At 38.3% G+C, this 14,663-nt stretch carries 9 protein-coding genes; 6 read left to right on the top strand and 3 right to left on the bottom strand.

Annotation, left to right across the window (positions count from 1 at the left end; genetic code table 11):
* Positions 1–7 precede the first annotated feature (7 nt).
* From MJY40_RS10270 to MJY40_RS10260, 3 genes are all read left to right on the top strand, one after another.
* Positions 8–505 carry a TRAP transporter small permease gene (locus tag MJY40_RS10270; protein WP_317854154.1) on the top strand — a complete coding sequence of 166 codons (498 nt, stop codon included), beginning with the start codon at positions 8–10 and terminating at the stop codon, positions 503–505.
* On the top strand, positions 502–1,764 hold the full coding sequence (locus MJY40_RS10265) for a TRAP transporter large permease (protein ID WP_317854153.1): 1,263 nt from the start codon (positions 502–504) through the stop codon (positions 1,762–1,764). The genes MJY40_RS10270 and MJY40_RS10265 overlap by 4 nt, the downstream gene beginning before the upstream one ends.
* A gap of 263 nt (positions 1,765–2,027) precedes the next feature.
* Positions 2,028–3,065 (top strand): TRAP transporter substrate-binding protein, encoded by a 1,038-nt coding sequence (locus MJY40_RS10260; RefSeq protein WP_317854152.1) that lies wholly within the window; start codon positions 2,028–2,030, stop codon positions 3,063–3,065.
* Positions 3,066–3,582: 517 nt separating this feature from the next.
* Here MJY40_RS10260 and MJY40_RS10255 read toward each other — a convergent pair.
* Positions 3,583–3,957 carry a RidA family protein gene (locus MJY40_RS10255; protein WP_317856444.1) on the bottom strand — a complete coding sequence of 125 codons (375 nt, stop codon included), beginning with the start codon at positions 3,955–3,957 and terminating at the stop codon, positions 3,583–3,585.
* Positions 3,958–4,436: 479 nt separating this feature from the next.
* Here MJY40_RS10255 and MJY40_RS10250 point away from each other — a divergent pair, with 479 nt between their 5' ends.
* Positions 4,437–6,029: a peptide chain release factor 3 gene (locus MJY40_RS10250; protein WP_317854151.1), complete on the top strand. Its 1,593-nt coding sequence runs from the start codon at positions 4,437–4,439 to the stop codon at positions 6,027–6,029.
* A gap of 1,135 nt (positions 6,030–7,164) precedes the next feature.
* Here MJY40_RS10250 and MJY40_RS10245 read toward each other — a convergent pair.
* Both MJY40_RS10245 and MJY40_RS10240 read right to left on the bottom strand, forming a co-directional pair.
* Complete coding sequence (locus MJY40_RS10245; RefSeq protein WP_317854150.1) at positions 7,165–8,817, bottom strand: S16 family serine protease; 1,653 nt, start codon at positions 8,815–8,817, stop codon at positions 7,165–7,167.
* A 108-nt stretch (positions 8,818–8,925) separates the two neighbouring features.
* A complete protein-coding gene (locus tag MJY40_RS10240; RefSeq protein WP_317854149.1) occupies positions 8,926–9,348 on the bottom strand; it encodes a hypothetical protein in 423 nt (140 codons plus the stop codon).
* Between the two features lie 192 nt (positions 9,349–9,540).
* On the opposite strand from MJY40_RS10240, the gene MJY40_RS10235 reads away from it, so the two are divergent.
* Entirely contained in the window at positions 9,541–10,080 is a 540-nt protein-coding gene (locus tag MJY40_RS10235; protein WP_317854148.1) for a biotin transporter BioY, read from the top strand.
* A gap of 569 nt (positions 10,081–10,649) precedes the next feature.
* The gene (gene nifJ, locus MJY40_RS10230) at positions 10,650–14,168 is read left to right on the top strand and encodes a pyruvate:ferredoxin (flavodoxin) oxidoreductase (RefSeq protein WP_317854147.1); all 3,519 of its coding nucleotides are present in this window, start codon (positions 10,650–10,652) and stop codon (positions 14,166–14,168) included.
* The last annotated feature ends 495 nt before the right edge of the window (positions 14,169–14,663 follow it).

Here is a 14,663-nt window from a genome sequence, read left to right as displayed (position 1 = left end):
GCTATACATGCCGGTTGTAAATGGAGTTAGAAAAATCAGCGATGTGTTGAATAAAATTTGTATGGCACTATGTGTGGCTTTTTTGGCTGTTATGGTAGTCGTTACATTTGTACAAATCATTTGTCGTGTATTCTTCACAGCACTTTCTTGGAGTGAAGAAATGGCAAGATATCTTTTGATCTGGAGTACTTTCTTTGGTGCAGGTTGTGTATATAAATCTGGAAGCAACATCGCTGTGTTGATTGTTCAAGATTTGTTGCCAGCTGCCATCAAAAAAATTGCGAAAATTTTGGTGCATGTATTGTGCTTTGGTTTCTTTGCCTTGGCAATATACAATGGTATGCGATATATGAATATGGTTGGAACCCAAACTTCTGCAGCTTTGCAAGTTCCAATGAAATATATGTATTTGTCAGTGCCTTTGGGTTGTAGTATTATGAGTATACATGCTTTTTCTGCAATCTTAGATGAAATCTTTGTGAAAAAAGAGGAGGTGGAAGCATGAGTGGTTTATTGTTTGGGGCGTTTATCGTTGGCTTGATCATTGGTATTCCAGTTGCTTTCTCCATTGGTATTGCAGCAATTCTTGTTTTGCATGTTGGTGGCGTAGACACATTGGTAATGGTACAAAGAATGTTTGCATCTACAGACTCTTTCTCTTTGATTGCAATTCCATTCTTTATCTTTGCAGGTGACTTGTTGGCAAGTGGTGCCATCAGCAAACGTTTGGTTGCTTTTGCAGAATCCCTTGTTGGTTGGTTCCGTGGTGGTTTGTCCATCGTTGCAGTTTTGGCAGGTATGTTCTTTGCAGCAATCTCTGGTTCTGGTGCAGCAACAACAGCAGCAGTAGGTGCTACTTTGATTCCAGAATTGGAAGAACGTGGCTATCGATCTGATTCTTCAGCAGCTCTCATTGCTTCTGCGGGTACAATTGGTGTTGTAATTCCACCTTCTGTTCCAATGGTATTGTATGCTGTAGTTGCAGAACAAAGTGTTACAAGATTGTTCAAAAATGGTTTCTTGCCTGGTACTTTGATGGGTCTGATTTTGATTGGAATTTCCTTGTACCAAGCTTATAAATACGACTATCCAATTGGAACACCATTTACATTGAAAAATGTATGGGAAACCTTCAAACGTTCTGTATGGGGTCTTTTGATGCCATTGATTATTTTGGGTGGTATCTTCTCAGGATACTTCACACCATCAGAAGCGGCTGTAATCGCAGTAGTATATGCTTTGATTATTTCAGCGTTTGTGTACAAAGATTTGACATGGTCAAGACTCTGGACAATCATGCAAGGTAGCGTAAAAACTTCTGCCATCATCATGATCATCATTTCTTGTAGTGGTATTTTTGGTTGGGTTTTGGCAAACTGGAAGATTCCAGAAACCATTGCCACAGCAGTAATTTCTGTTTCTGATAACAAGTTTGTCATCTTGTTCTTGGTATCTGTTATCGTTTTGATTGCAGGTGTATTTATGGAAACATCTTCAGCGGTTATCATTTTGACTCCTGTATTCTTGCCTTTGATGAATGCACTTGGTGTGAACTTGATTCACTTTGGTATCTTGTTTACAGTGGGTATTGCAATTGGTATGATTACACCACCAGTTGCCATCAACTTGTTTGTAGCATCTAGTATCACTGGAATTCCAATCGAAAAGATATCCAAAGCAGTAATTCCATATCTTTTGGGATTGATTGCAGTATTCTTTATGATTGTATATATTCCAATCTTTATTCCTGGCGTAATTTTCTAAGGATTGCTTGGTGAAATCAAATTAAAATAGGAAAGAGGATGGTGTTATGCTATCCTCTTTTTGTATGTTTAAATTGGTCTGACCGATTATAAATTTAATCATATAATTCATGTATGAAATTATAAAAATAATGATTAAAATGAGGTTTATGAAAGAAATTATGCAAATTGTATTGACATTTGTACAAAATCGTGTATAATCACAGATAAACCTGTTGGACAGGTTTGTAAAATTAGGGGATGTATTAGAGGAGGATTTGTATTATGAAAGGCTATGTAAGAGGGATTGCAATGGCAGTAGCAGCAACAATGGCATTGACTGCTTGTGGTGGTAGCACAACAACAGAAAGCAGTGGTGCATCAACAGAAAGCACTGTGGCGGCATCCACAGACGCTAGTGTCATCAAATTGGGTATCACAGTAAATGAAGAACATAACTTCTATATTGCAGCATCTAAATTTGCTGAAATCGTAGAAGTAGAAACAGATGGCGCATACGTTGTGGAAATTTATCCAAATGGTACTTTGGGTGATGAAAGAACAATGTTGGAAAGTATGCAAATGAACACATTGGATATGGGGATTATCACAAGTGCACCTTTTGTAAACTTTGTGCCTAATATGGGCGTTTTGGATATGCCATTCTTGTTTGCAAGTTACGAAGAAGCACATAAAGTTTTGGATGGTGAAGTTGGAGAAATTTTGTTTGGTGAAATGGAAGGTATCAACTTGAAAGGTTTGTCCTTTGCAGAATGCGGTTTCCGTAATTTGACCAATAACCAAAGACCAGTTGTGACAGCAGAAGACGCAAAGAACTTGAAAGTACGTGTTATGGAAAGCGAAGTTTATATTTCCACATTTGAATCTTTGGGTGTCAATGCAGTACCAATGGCTTGGGCTGAAGCTTTGACAGCATTGCAACAAGGAACCATTGATGGTCAAGAAAATCCAATCAATGTTATCCATTCTTATAAACTTTGGGAATCTCAAGACCAGTTGACTTTGACAAGACATTCCTATGCAGCATCTGTCATCACAATGAGCTTGCAAAAATATAACTCTTTGCCAGAAGAAATTCAAACAATCTTCACAGAAGCAGCAAAAGAAGCAGCAGCATACCAACGTCAATGGGTTGCTGATGGTGAAGCAGAAGAATTGGCTGATATCGTAGCAAATGGTATGGAATTGGTGGAAGAACCAGATTTGGAATCCTTCAAAGCAGCAGTACAACCTACATATGATGCATATGGTGCACAATATGGCGATTTGTTGGATAAAATCGAAGCAGTTTTGGCTGAATAAAATAAATAATGACAATCAATTGAGGTGGTTCTTCGGAATCACCTTTTTTGTCAAAAAATTGAAATTAAATTATAATAAAATAAATAGCATAAAAAATAAAGTTTACGTCCACGCTTTTCAAAGGGTGGTGGTTGTTAAGGCAAAGCCTTAAGGTCTTAAAATGGCTTAAAGAGCGTTTTTGAAGGGTTTGGGAAACTTTTCGCAATAGAAAAAAAGTTCCACAAGGTTTGACTTGATGATATGTATGTTTTTGATTTTTGAGGTGGTTTTTAGGAATCACCTTTTTTTATTATCCCAATTAAACTTAACTAGACTTAACATACAAGAAAGATCTTAATTATGTAGGGAATGCATTGTATGCATTCCACTTTCGGTACGCATACAATGCGTACCCTACAAGATATAAAAGCCTTGTTATCTTTAATTGGGACTTTTTATTTTACATAGTAGGCACCCACATTCCACCATTTGGCTACAGGCACAAAAAAAGAGTGAGCATACACCCACTCTTAAAATCTTATTTCAACAAAGCAATAACTTCCACTTCACACATAACGTTTTTAGGCAATGTTTTCACTGCTACACAAGAACGTGCAGGTTTGCTGGTGAAATATTTTGCGTAAACTTCATTGAATGCTGCAAAGTTATCCATATCAGACAAGAAACATGTTGTTTTGATTGCGTCTGTGAAAGTGATTTCGTTTGCTTCCAAAACTGCTGCCAAGTTTTTCATAACTTGTTCTGCTTGGTCTGTAATTGTTGTTGCAACTACATCGCCTACAGCTGGATCAATTGGAACTTGACCACTTGTGAACAAGAAACCATTGACTGCAACTGCTTGACAGTAAGGTCCGATTGCTGCTGGTGCTTTATCTGTGTTTGTGATTTTCATGCTCATTTTCATTCCTCCAATAAGATAGGTATAATGGTTATAATTTCATTGTATATGAAAGACAAATCTTCGTCAATGTCTTTTTTAAAAACATGAAATTTACATGCACATCTGTCATTCTATGTAAAACACTCCTACAATGAAACCCCATATGCTGTCATTCAGAGGAGCACAGCGATGAAGAATCTGAAATCAAAGATTCCTCATGGTATTCGGAATGACAAGCAGGGAAATATTTAGAATGACAATAGGTATTCAAACAGGATGGACAACCTTAAAAAGACCTGCCATTTTAAAGCAAATTCATCACTCAAAACCTGTCATCCAGAGTTTTTGATACTTGTATCAAAGAGAGAAGGATCTAATCTTTTAAATTTTTCATAAAATACCGGTATAGGTATTTCTTTTTCTGATAAAATCAGGTAAAATAGAAATAGTGTGCAAGAATAGAAAATGGACTGGAAAGGAATTTGAATACTATGAATATCATTGAAGAAATCCAAAAGCGAAAGATTTTTGGTATTATTTCGCATCCGGATGCTGGTAAAACAACATTGACAGAAAAATTATTGCTCCACGGTGGTGCAATTCGTGAAGCGGGTACTGTAAAAGCAAGAAGAAACTCCAAGTTCGCAAAGAGTGACTGGATGGCAATTGAAAAACAAAGAGGGATTTCTGTAACTTCCTCTGTTATGCAATTTGAATACCAAGACAAAGTGGTTTCCATTATGGATACACCTGGGCATAATGACTTTGGTGAAGATACCTATCGTATTTTGACATCTGTGGATAGTGCAGTCATGGTGATCGATGCTGCAAAAGGGGTGGAAGCACAAACTGTAAAATTGTTCAAGGTTTGTAGTATGCGTGGCATTCCTATCTTTACTTTCATCAACAAATTGGATCGTCAATCAAGAGATCCTTTGGATTGTATGGCAGACTTGGAAGATGCTTTGGGACTTCCTTCTACGGTTGTCACATGGCCAATTGGCAATGGTTTGACATTTGAAGGGATTTATGACCGTTTGGAAAATAAAGTATATCTCTATCGTCAAAAAAATGGCGTTGTGGAATTGGGTGCCAATGGTGTTTATGGCGATGAATTGGTGGATGTGATTTCACAAGCAAACTTGGATATTTTGCGTGATGAAATGGAGCTCATTGATGGTGCTGGCAATGAATTTGACTTGCAAGCAATCAAAGATGGTAAATTGTCACCTGTGTTCTTTGGTTCTGCTTTGGCAGACTTTGGGATCACACCATTCTTACAACATTTCTTGGAGTGGGCACCAAGTCCTGGCGTTAGAAAAACCACCGTTGGCGAAGTGCAACCAACAGATGAGTTCTTCAGTGGATTTATTTTCAAAATCCAAGCAAATATGAACCCTGCTCATAGAGATAGACTTGCATTTATGCGTATTTGTTCTGGTACCTTTACAAGAGGTATGTCAGTGACACTTTCTAGAACAGGAAAGCAAATGAAGTTGAGCCAATCTACACAGCTTATGGCAAATGAACGTGAAACTGTGGAAACTGCAGTGGTTGGGGATATCATTGGTATCTACGATAGTGGAAACTATCAAATTGGGGATACATTGACCGATAGAAAAGAAAAATTGTTCTTTGAACCATTGCCAACCTTCCCACCAGAGTTGTTTATGCGTGTGCATCCTGTGAATTCTTTGAAGGCAAAACAATTCCAAAAAGGGGTGCAACAATTGGCGCAAGAAGGTGCAATCCAAGTGTACCACAACGATTTCAATGATGTTATTTTAGGTGCTGTTGGTCAATTGCAATTTGAAGTGTTTGAATATCGTTTGAACAATGAGTACAATTCTGAAGTGCGTATGGAACCTTTGGATTATAGCGTGGCACGTTGGGTGAATCCAGAAACTGTGGAAGATGTGCGTGACCATTTGGTGGCAAGAAGCGCTTTGGTTTACGATCGCTTCGAAAGACCAATCATTGTGTTTGCAAATCAATACACATTGAATAACTTCATGCAAAAGAATCCTGAAATTGAACTTTGGGAAGCACTTCGTTTGGATGATACAGAATATCAAGAACATTAATTATTGTAAGATAGAAGAACCGTTGGCATATGCTGACGGTTTTTTGTTATTACATATAGTTATTATGCTTATACTCTGTAGTAACGTTGGTTTTGTAGGGGTGATGTTTCGTCACCCGTTGGAATGTTTGTGAATTAATATTAGGTAGGAATTTATTCACGTTTTAAAGCATTCAGATCTTACTTTTTGACACCAAAAAGTAACAAAAAGTGCCACTACTTCCGAAGCGTGGAGCACGGTTCAAGGGGGCTGCGACCCCTCGAAACTCCCTTGCAAGGTGGAATCCAATTAGCTAGAGAAATAATTTATATTCGAGCAAACTTCCTTCATGGCTAGAGACGCTTATTGAAATTTTCACTAGTAATAAATTGAGAGGATTCCGCTTTGCAAGCAAAGGCTGAGTGGAAATCATAAGTCATTTGATAAATTATTTAATTCTAATAGCGGGATGTCGAGGACGCCATCCCCTACACAAACATAAATATCAAGATTTTTTGAGCCAGTAATCAAGAGGTGAGGGGCTTTGTCACTCACGGTCTAATCGTAGGATTTACACCACTAACCAACCTAATTTTGGGGGTATTTTTAAGGACTCACCGCCAAAGAAGTGGCGGTCACCGTAGGTGATTTTGCTTGCAAAATGATGACCCGTCGTGTTAGACCCCTTTAAATCGGGGCTCCACGCCTTCGAAAAGAGTGGCACTTTTGGGGTACCTTTTGGTGTCAAAAGGTACGGTCTAAAAGGCTCTAACATTTGAATAAATTAAAAACTAAAATTTTGCCACTCAATTTCCTGCTTCACTACACATTATATAAATAATCTTAGGCAATGAAGATATATGTAAGTTTTAAAAATACTGATTTTCTAATCAAAACACAATAATTTTCATGATTTCAGAAAAAAGTCGCTTTTTGTTTTGTTTTTTATACAGTTTTCTTAAGAGTTTTGTCAGAAAACATACATACTTACTTCACAAAGTTTTTATATACTAGGTTCATAGAAAAAAGCAACAGGGCAATACAGATAAACCACCATGTAAACAAAGCCAAAAGCTTTTTGATATATAAAATTTCCCCTTTTTTAGAAGAACCCCTTTCGTAAGTATGAGACCTTACGAAAAGGGTTCTTTTTGTTTTATAGATATTCAGTTGGAGAAGCAGTCAGAATTTCAGCAGAAGCAATGGTGTTTTGTTGTGTGTTGGAAAAGATAGATTCCAACAATTCTGAAATATGATCAATGGAATGAATCTCCAGTGGTATGGATTGGAAGGTATCCTGCCAATTATCCTTTGGAATATAAGCAGTGGTGACACCAGCTTCCTTTGCAGCAAGCAATTTCTCCATAACACCACCAACAGGTAACACTTGACCCAAAAGACCCAATTCACCAGTCAATGCAAGTTGATTTGGTACTGGGATTTTTTTGAATGCAGAATAAACTGCCAAAAACATAGCAATACCAGCAGAAGGACCATCTACAGGAGTGCCACCAGGAAAATTGATGTGTACATGATGAGTTTCTTTGTGGAATCCATAGTGTTCCAAGAAGGTCAACACGTTTTCAGCAGAACTTTTGGCATTGCTTTTGCGTTTGCTGGAATGTTGTTTGTTGTGAAATTCTTCTTCTTCTACAATACCTGTTACAGTCAAGGAACCACCACTGATACAAGGTTGTACACAGGCTTCTACCGTCAAAAGAGTACCAATGGAACCACTGACAGCAAGTCCATTGACCACACCGATTTGTGGTGCATTTGGAATTTTGCGTTTCAACATAGGTTGGTAATGGCCTGTTTCTGCAACCCAATCCAAGTCAGATGTGGTGATTTTACGATTCCCTTCCATCATAGAAAGTGCAGTTAGAGATTGCACAATGTTTACAGCATCACGACCACCACCAGCATAAGTTGCAATTTTTTGGCAAATGCCTTCTTCATAGGGCAGTCCAGTACGTTGCAAACCATTTTTTGCAATGCGTTCCACAGAAGTTCTGGTCAGTGGTTCAAAGAAAATTTCTGTACACCTAGATCTGAGAGCTGGTGGAATGTCAGATGGATTTCTGGTGGTGGCACCAATCAAACGAAAATCAGCAGGAATCCCTTTTTGAAAAATTTCATGGATATAAGGTGGTATGGATTTGTTTTGTTTGCTGTAATAACTGCTTTGGAAATGGGCAATGCGATCTTCCAAGATTTTTAGAAGCTTGTTCATTTGCAAAGAATGGAGTTCACCAATTTCATCCAGAAACAAAACACCACCATGGGCTTCAGAAACAGCACCTTTTTTGGGGTGTGGAATGCCAGCTTGTCCAAAAGCACCAGCACCTTGGTAAATGGGATCATGAACAGAACCCAACAATGGATCTGCAATGTTACGCTCATCAAATTGTAGGGTGGTGGCATCCATCTCCACAAACTTTGCATCATCAGAAAATGGTGATAAATCAGAGGCTTTGGCTTCTTCCAAAATCAACCGAGCAGCAGCAGTTTTGCCAACTCCAGGTGGTCCATAAATCAAAATATGCTGTGGATTTGGACTACACAGGGCACTACGTAAGGCTTTGATTGCCTTTTCTTGACCTACAATTTCAGAAAGTTGTTTGGGTCTGGTTTGTTCTGATAAAGGTTCTGTCAAAGCTTCGTTTCGCATATCTGCAAGCAAATCCAATTGTCGCATGTTTTCTTCAGAAGATAGCAAGTCGGATTTGACCTTTTTGTTGCTGTTTTTATAAAAATAATAGATACCCATTGCAAAAAATAGGATTTGTACAACTGTTAAAATTTCCATTACATCACTCCTTTTTTCATTTGCCAATAGTATGGAAGAAAAGAGTGATTTTTATTACGTAAATTTGGATAAAAAAAAGCGAACCCACAAAAGGCTCGCTGAAATTTCTTATAAATAGGACACATCAAATGGAATATCCAAATGCTTCCAAGGTATGCTTGGGATGGTTTCTTCTATTTGCGCAGGTGGTGTTGAAAAGAAGGTTTGGAGTTCAAAGAAACACTGAACTGCACCAAAAATCAACAAAGCAGTGCAAATGACAACAGCAAGCAACAAAGCACGTGCAATGTTTTTTACATTGGTATTGGAATTGCTGGAAAATGCCCAAATCAATAGACAAATGAGGTTTACAACGGGAATCACCAACAGAAGTAACCCCAATAGACACTTGCCAATGGTCAAAGGTTCGTTGTCGATACTTTGTTTGGGTGTATGTATATTGTGGCTACGGTCTATTTTACGACCACAACCAGAACAGAAAACATCAAGGGAATCAATGGCACTGCCACATTTGGTACAAATTTCTTTCATATATATCACGCTCCTAACGATAGGGTTTTTACTATATATCTATCATACCATAAAAGTTGCAATTTGTCATATAACATAGCATGATTGATTGTAAACCTAATATGTGCAATATTGTTGACAATAAAACGTTTGGTGGATACAATACAAAAGCAAAGACGATTTTACAACAGATAAAGAGGAAAGAGGTATCATATGAACACAAAAAGAATGACATATATCGCATTATTTACAGCACTGATTTGCATTTGCGCACCCATTAGCATACCATTGCCCATGAGTCCTGTTGCGTTGACTCTTGGTACATTTGCTTTGTATTTGGCAGCATATATCTTAGAACCCAAGGATGCATTGGTGGCAACGTTGTTGTATTTGCTTCTTGGAGCAATTGGTTTGCCTGTATTTTCAGGATATGCAGGTGGGATTTCTCGCTTTGTATCTGCTGGTGGTGGCTACTTGGTGGGGTATCTTGTTTTGGTTTATGGAAGCAGTGTGGCAATCCATCGTTTTCCAGAAAATAGGATATTACAATTGACGGGTATGTTTTTATCTACTTGTGTTACCTACATGATGGGTACATTTTGGATGGCAAAAACTATGAACACAGGTTTTATTGCAACACTACCAGCAGGAACTTTCGTTTTCTTACCATTGGATTTTGCGAAAATGTGGATTGTATGTATAATTGGGGGAAAAATCAAAAAACAAGTGTATTATATGAAAAATGAAGGATAAATTCAAATTTTGTTAATAAAATGACATATGTTTGCAAAAGAAGGACAAATGTATTTACATTATGGAAAAAAATGAATAATATTTTTTATTTTAAAATAATAAAATTTTATATTCAAAAAATATGTACAAAAACGAAAAAAGATTGACGTATTTTTATCAAGCTTGTAATTAAAAGGCGATGGAAATACATAAAATCCTATGAAAAAAAAGATATTTCTGCAAAATTATAAATTTCAAGAAAAAGAAATTGTTAAAAAATAGCCAAAAAATCAATAGGGATTATCTGGAAATATGCACAATACAAACAACTGGCAACTTGTTATAAACATAACGCTGAATTTTGTGTAATATAGTTGAAATTATACAGAAGTATGTTGTATAATAGGAGAGTAACTTGCAAGTTGTAAAACAGAACAATTATGATATGAATCCAATAGTTGTTTGATTGTTGGTTTGTAAAGTATGAAATTTGAATTTACAAAATATGCGATGTTGCAAGGAGAAATTAGCAAGGCAAGTGCGTTTTTCTCGAAAACAAAATTTTCATCAATTAGAAGGAGGAAGAAACAATGTCTAAAGTAATGAAAACAATGGACGGGAATGAAGCTGCTGCTTATGCATCATATGCATTTACAGAAGTAGCTGGTATTTTCCCAATTACACCATCTTCTCCAATGGCTGAAAAAACAGACGATTGGGCTGCAAATGGTAAGAAAAATCTTTTTGGTCAAACAGTTAAAGTAGTAGAAATGCAATCTGAAGCAGGTGCTGCTGGTACAGTTCACGGTTCCTTGGCTGCAGGTGCGTTGACAACAACATATACAGCTTCCCAAGGCTTGTTGTTGATGATTCCTAACATGTACAAAATCTCTGGTGAGTTGCTTCCTGGTGTATTCCACGTAACAGCTCGTGCTTTGGCTGCACAAGCATTGTCCATCTTCGGTGATCACTCCGACGTTATGGCATGTCGTCAAACAGGTTTTGCTATGTTGGTTTCCAACAGTGTACAAGAAGTTATGGACTTGGGCTGTGTAGCTCACTTGTCTGCAATCAAAGGTAGAGTTCCTTTCTTGCACTTCTTCGATGGTTTCAGAACTTCCCACGAAATTCAAAAAATCGAATGTGTGGATTACGATGAATTGGCAAAAGTAATTGATATGGATGCTGTAAATGCATACAAAAACAATGCTTTGAACCCAGAACACCCAGTAATTAGAGGTACAGCACAAAATCCTGATATCTACTTCCAAGCAAGAGAAGCTGCAAACAAATTCTATGATGCACTTCCAGCTGTAGTAGAAGAATACTTGGGCGAAATCAATAGAATGACAGGTAGAGATTACAAATTGTTCAACTACTATGGTGCACCTGATGCAGATAGAGTTATCGTAGCAATGGGTTCTGCTTGTGAAGCGATTGAAGAAACAATTGATTTCATGATGGCTAAAGGCGAAAAAGTTGGTCTTGTTAAAGTTCACTTGTTCCGTCCTTTCGTAGCTACAAGCTTCTTGGAAGCTATTCCTAAAACAGCTAAAAAAATCGCTGTATTGGATAGAACAAAAGAACCTGGTTCCTTGGGCGAACCTCTTTACATGGACGTTTGTACAGCAATGTTTGAAGCAGAAGAAGCTCCAGTTGTTGTTGGCGGTCGTTATGGTTTGGGTTCCAAAGACGTTACACCTGCTCAATTCGTTGCAGTATATGCTAACTTGTCCTTGGACAAACCTAAAAATCACTTCACAATGGGTATCGTAGATGACGTTACAAACACTTCTTTGGAAGTTGGTAAAGAAATCAGCGTTACAGAAGGCGATGGCACAATTAGCTGTAAATTCTGGGGTCTTGGTGCTGACGGTACTGTTGGTGCGAACAAAAACTCCATCAAAATCATTGGTGACCATACTGATATGTACGCACAAGCATACTTCAGCTATGACTCTAAAAAATCTGGTGGTATTACACAATCTCACCTTCGTTTTGGTAAAAAACCAATCCGTTCTACATACTTGGTAAAAACAGCTGATTTCGTAGCTTGTCATAAACAAGAATACGTTCATCTTTATGATATGGTTACAGAACTCAACGATGGCGGTACATTCTTGCTCAACACCAACTGGTCTGTTGCAGAATTGGATGAAAAATTGCCAGCAAAACTCAAAAAACAATTGGTAGAAAAGAAAGCTAAATTCTACATCATCGACGGTACAGCAATCGCTGGTGAAATTGGTTTGGGTAACAGAATCAATACTGTATTGCAATCTGCATTCTTCAAATTGGCTGAAATCATTCCATCTGAACAAGCGATTGAATACATGAAAGGTGCTATCACAAAATCTTATGGCAAAAAAGGGGAAGCTATCCTCAACATGAACTATGCTGCTGTAGACAAAGGTGCTGAAGGTATCGTTGAAGTTGCTGTTCCTGCTGAATGGGCTAATGCAGTTGATGCTGAAGCTGGTGTTGCAAGAAAAACAACTGACTTCGTGAAAAACGTAGTAGAACCTATGAACGCACAAGAAGGCGACAGCTTGCCTGTATCCGCATTCTCTGGTAGAGAAGATGGTACATTCCCTTGTGGTACATCTGCTTACGAAAAACGTGGTGTTGCAGTTGACGTTCCAGAATGGATTCCAGAAAACTGTATCCAATGTAACCAATGTGCTTATGTTTGTCCTCATGCTGCAATTAGACCTGTTTTGGTTTCCGATGCAGAATTGGCAAACGCTCCAGAAGCTTTCGTAGCTGTTGCTGCTAAAGGTGCTGGTTTTGGCGAATTGAAATACAGAATGCAAGTATCCACATTGGATTGCTTGGGTTGCCATAGCTGTGCAGAAGTTTGTCCTTCTCCTAAAAAAGCTTTGGTTATGAAACCTCTTGCAACACAAGAAATTGAAATCGCTAACTGGGACTTCGCTATTGACGAAGTGGAACATAAAGCAAATCCTATGAACAAAGCATCCGTTAAAGGTTCTCAATTCGAACAACCTTTGCTTGAGTTCTCTGGTGCTTGTGCTGGTTGTGGTGAAACACCTTATGCTAAATTGATCACTCAATTGTTCGGTGATAGAATGTACGTTGCAAATGCAACAGGCTGTTCTTCTATCTGGGGTGGTTCTGCTCCTTCTATGCCTTATACAACAAACAAAGATGGTAGAGGTCCAGCTTGGGCTAACTCCTTGTTCGAAGACAATGCTGAATTTGGTTTGGGTATGGCTACAGCTGTAAAACAAATGAGAGAAGGCTTGAAAGACAGATTGGAAAACTTGAAAGCAATCGACGCTTCCTTCGCAGAAGTTGCTGATGCTTGGGTTTCCACAATGAAAGATGGCGAAGCTTCCAGAGCAGCATCTGATGCAGTAGTTGCAGCAGTTTCCGCTTATGCTGGCGACAACGCTGAAGTAAAAGAAATCGTTGGCTACATCATGGACAACAAAGACCAATTGGTGAAAAAATCTCAATGGATCTTCGGTGGTGACGGTTGGGCTTACGACATCGGTTACGGCGGTTTGGATCACGTATTGGCATCTGGCGAAGACGTAAACGTTATGGTATTCGATACTGAAGTTTACTCCAACACTGGTGGTCAAGCGTCCAAATCTACACCTGTAGGTGCTGTTGCTCAATTCGCAGCTTCTGGTAAAAAAATCCGTAAAAAAGACCTTGGTATGATGGCTATGAGCTATGGTTATGTATACGTTGCACAAGTTGCAATGGGTGCTGACAAAAACCAAGTTGTAAAAGCTATGATGGAAGCAGAACAATATGATGGTCCATCCTTGATCATTGCTTATGCTCCATGTATCAACCACGGTATCAAAATGTCCGCTGCACAAAACGAAATCAAACGTGCTGTGGAAGCAGGTTACTGGCACATGTACAGATTCAACCCTGCTGTAGAAGAAGGCAAAAATCCATTCACATTGGATTCCAAAGAACCTACAGCAAGCTTCAGAGATTTCTTGATGAGCGAAGTTCGTTACAGCTCTTTGCTTAGAACATTCCCTGAAGAAGCTGAAATCTTGTTCGCAGTTTCCGAAAATGATGCAAAAGCTAGATTGGAAAGCTACAAACGTTTGGCTAACCAATAATTCATATTGAATGAACGAAGGGTGTAGACGATGTCTACACCCTTTTTTGTATGGTTTTGCAGAGTGGTATTTATATTTTATGTAGTGAGGTAGGTAGTTGAATGGTGAAATTTGAGTCTGGAATTTTTTTATGGTTTAGAACCTCAGACCTTACTTTTTGACAGCAAAAAGTAATCAAAAACTGCCACTCGTTTCGAAGGCGTGGAGCCCCGATTTAAGAAGCTCTAACCCGACCTCCTTAAAAATCCACCCGTCAGATTAAGGTGTAGAGATTGGTTTTGTACTATTAGACCGTGAGTGACAAGCCACTCACCTCTTGATTACTGTTCTAAACCTAAAGTGAATGGTCATCATACTGCTATTTTGGGGTTTTCACTCAGCCTTTGCTCGCAAAGTGGACTCCTCTAAATTGTTATGAATAGGGATTTCAGTATGCGTCACCAGCCAAAAAGGAAGTTTGCTCAAATATCAATTTGTTCTCTAACCCAAAGGATT

The sequence above is a fragment of the Chakrabartyella piscis genome, from assembly GCA_030067835.1.
Classification (GTDB): Bacteria; Bacillota; Clostridia; order Lachnospirales; family Anaerotignaceae; genus Chakrabartyella; species Chakrabartyella piscis.
Note: the sequence above shows the minus strand (reverse complement) of the source record. Positions and strands in the feature narration are given on the sequence as shown.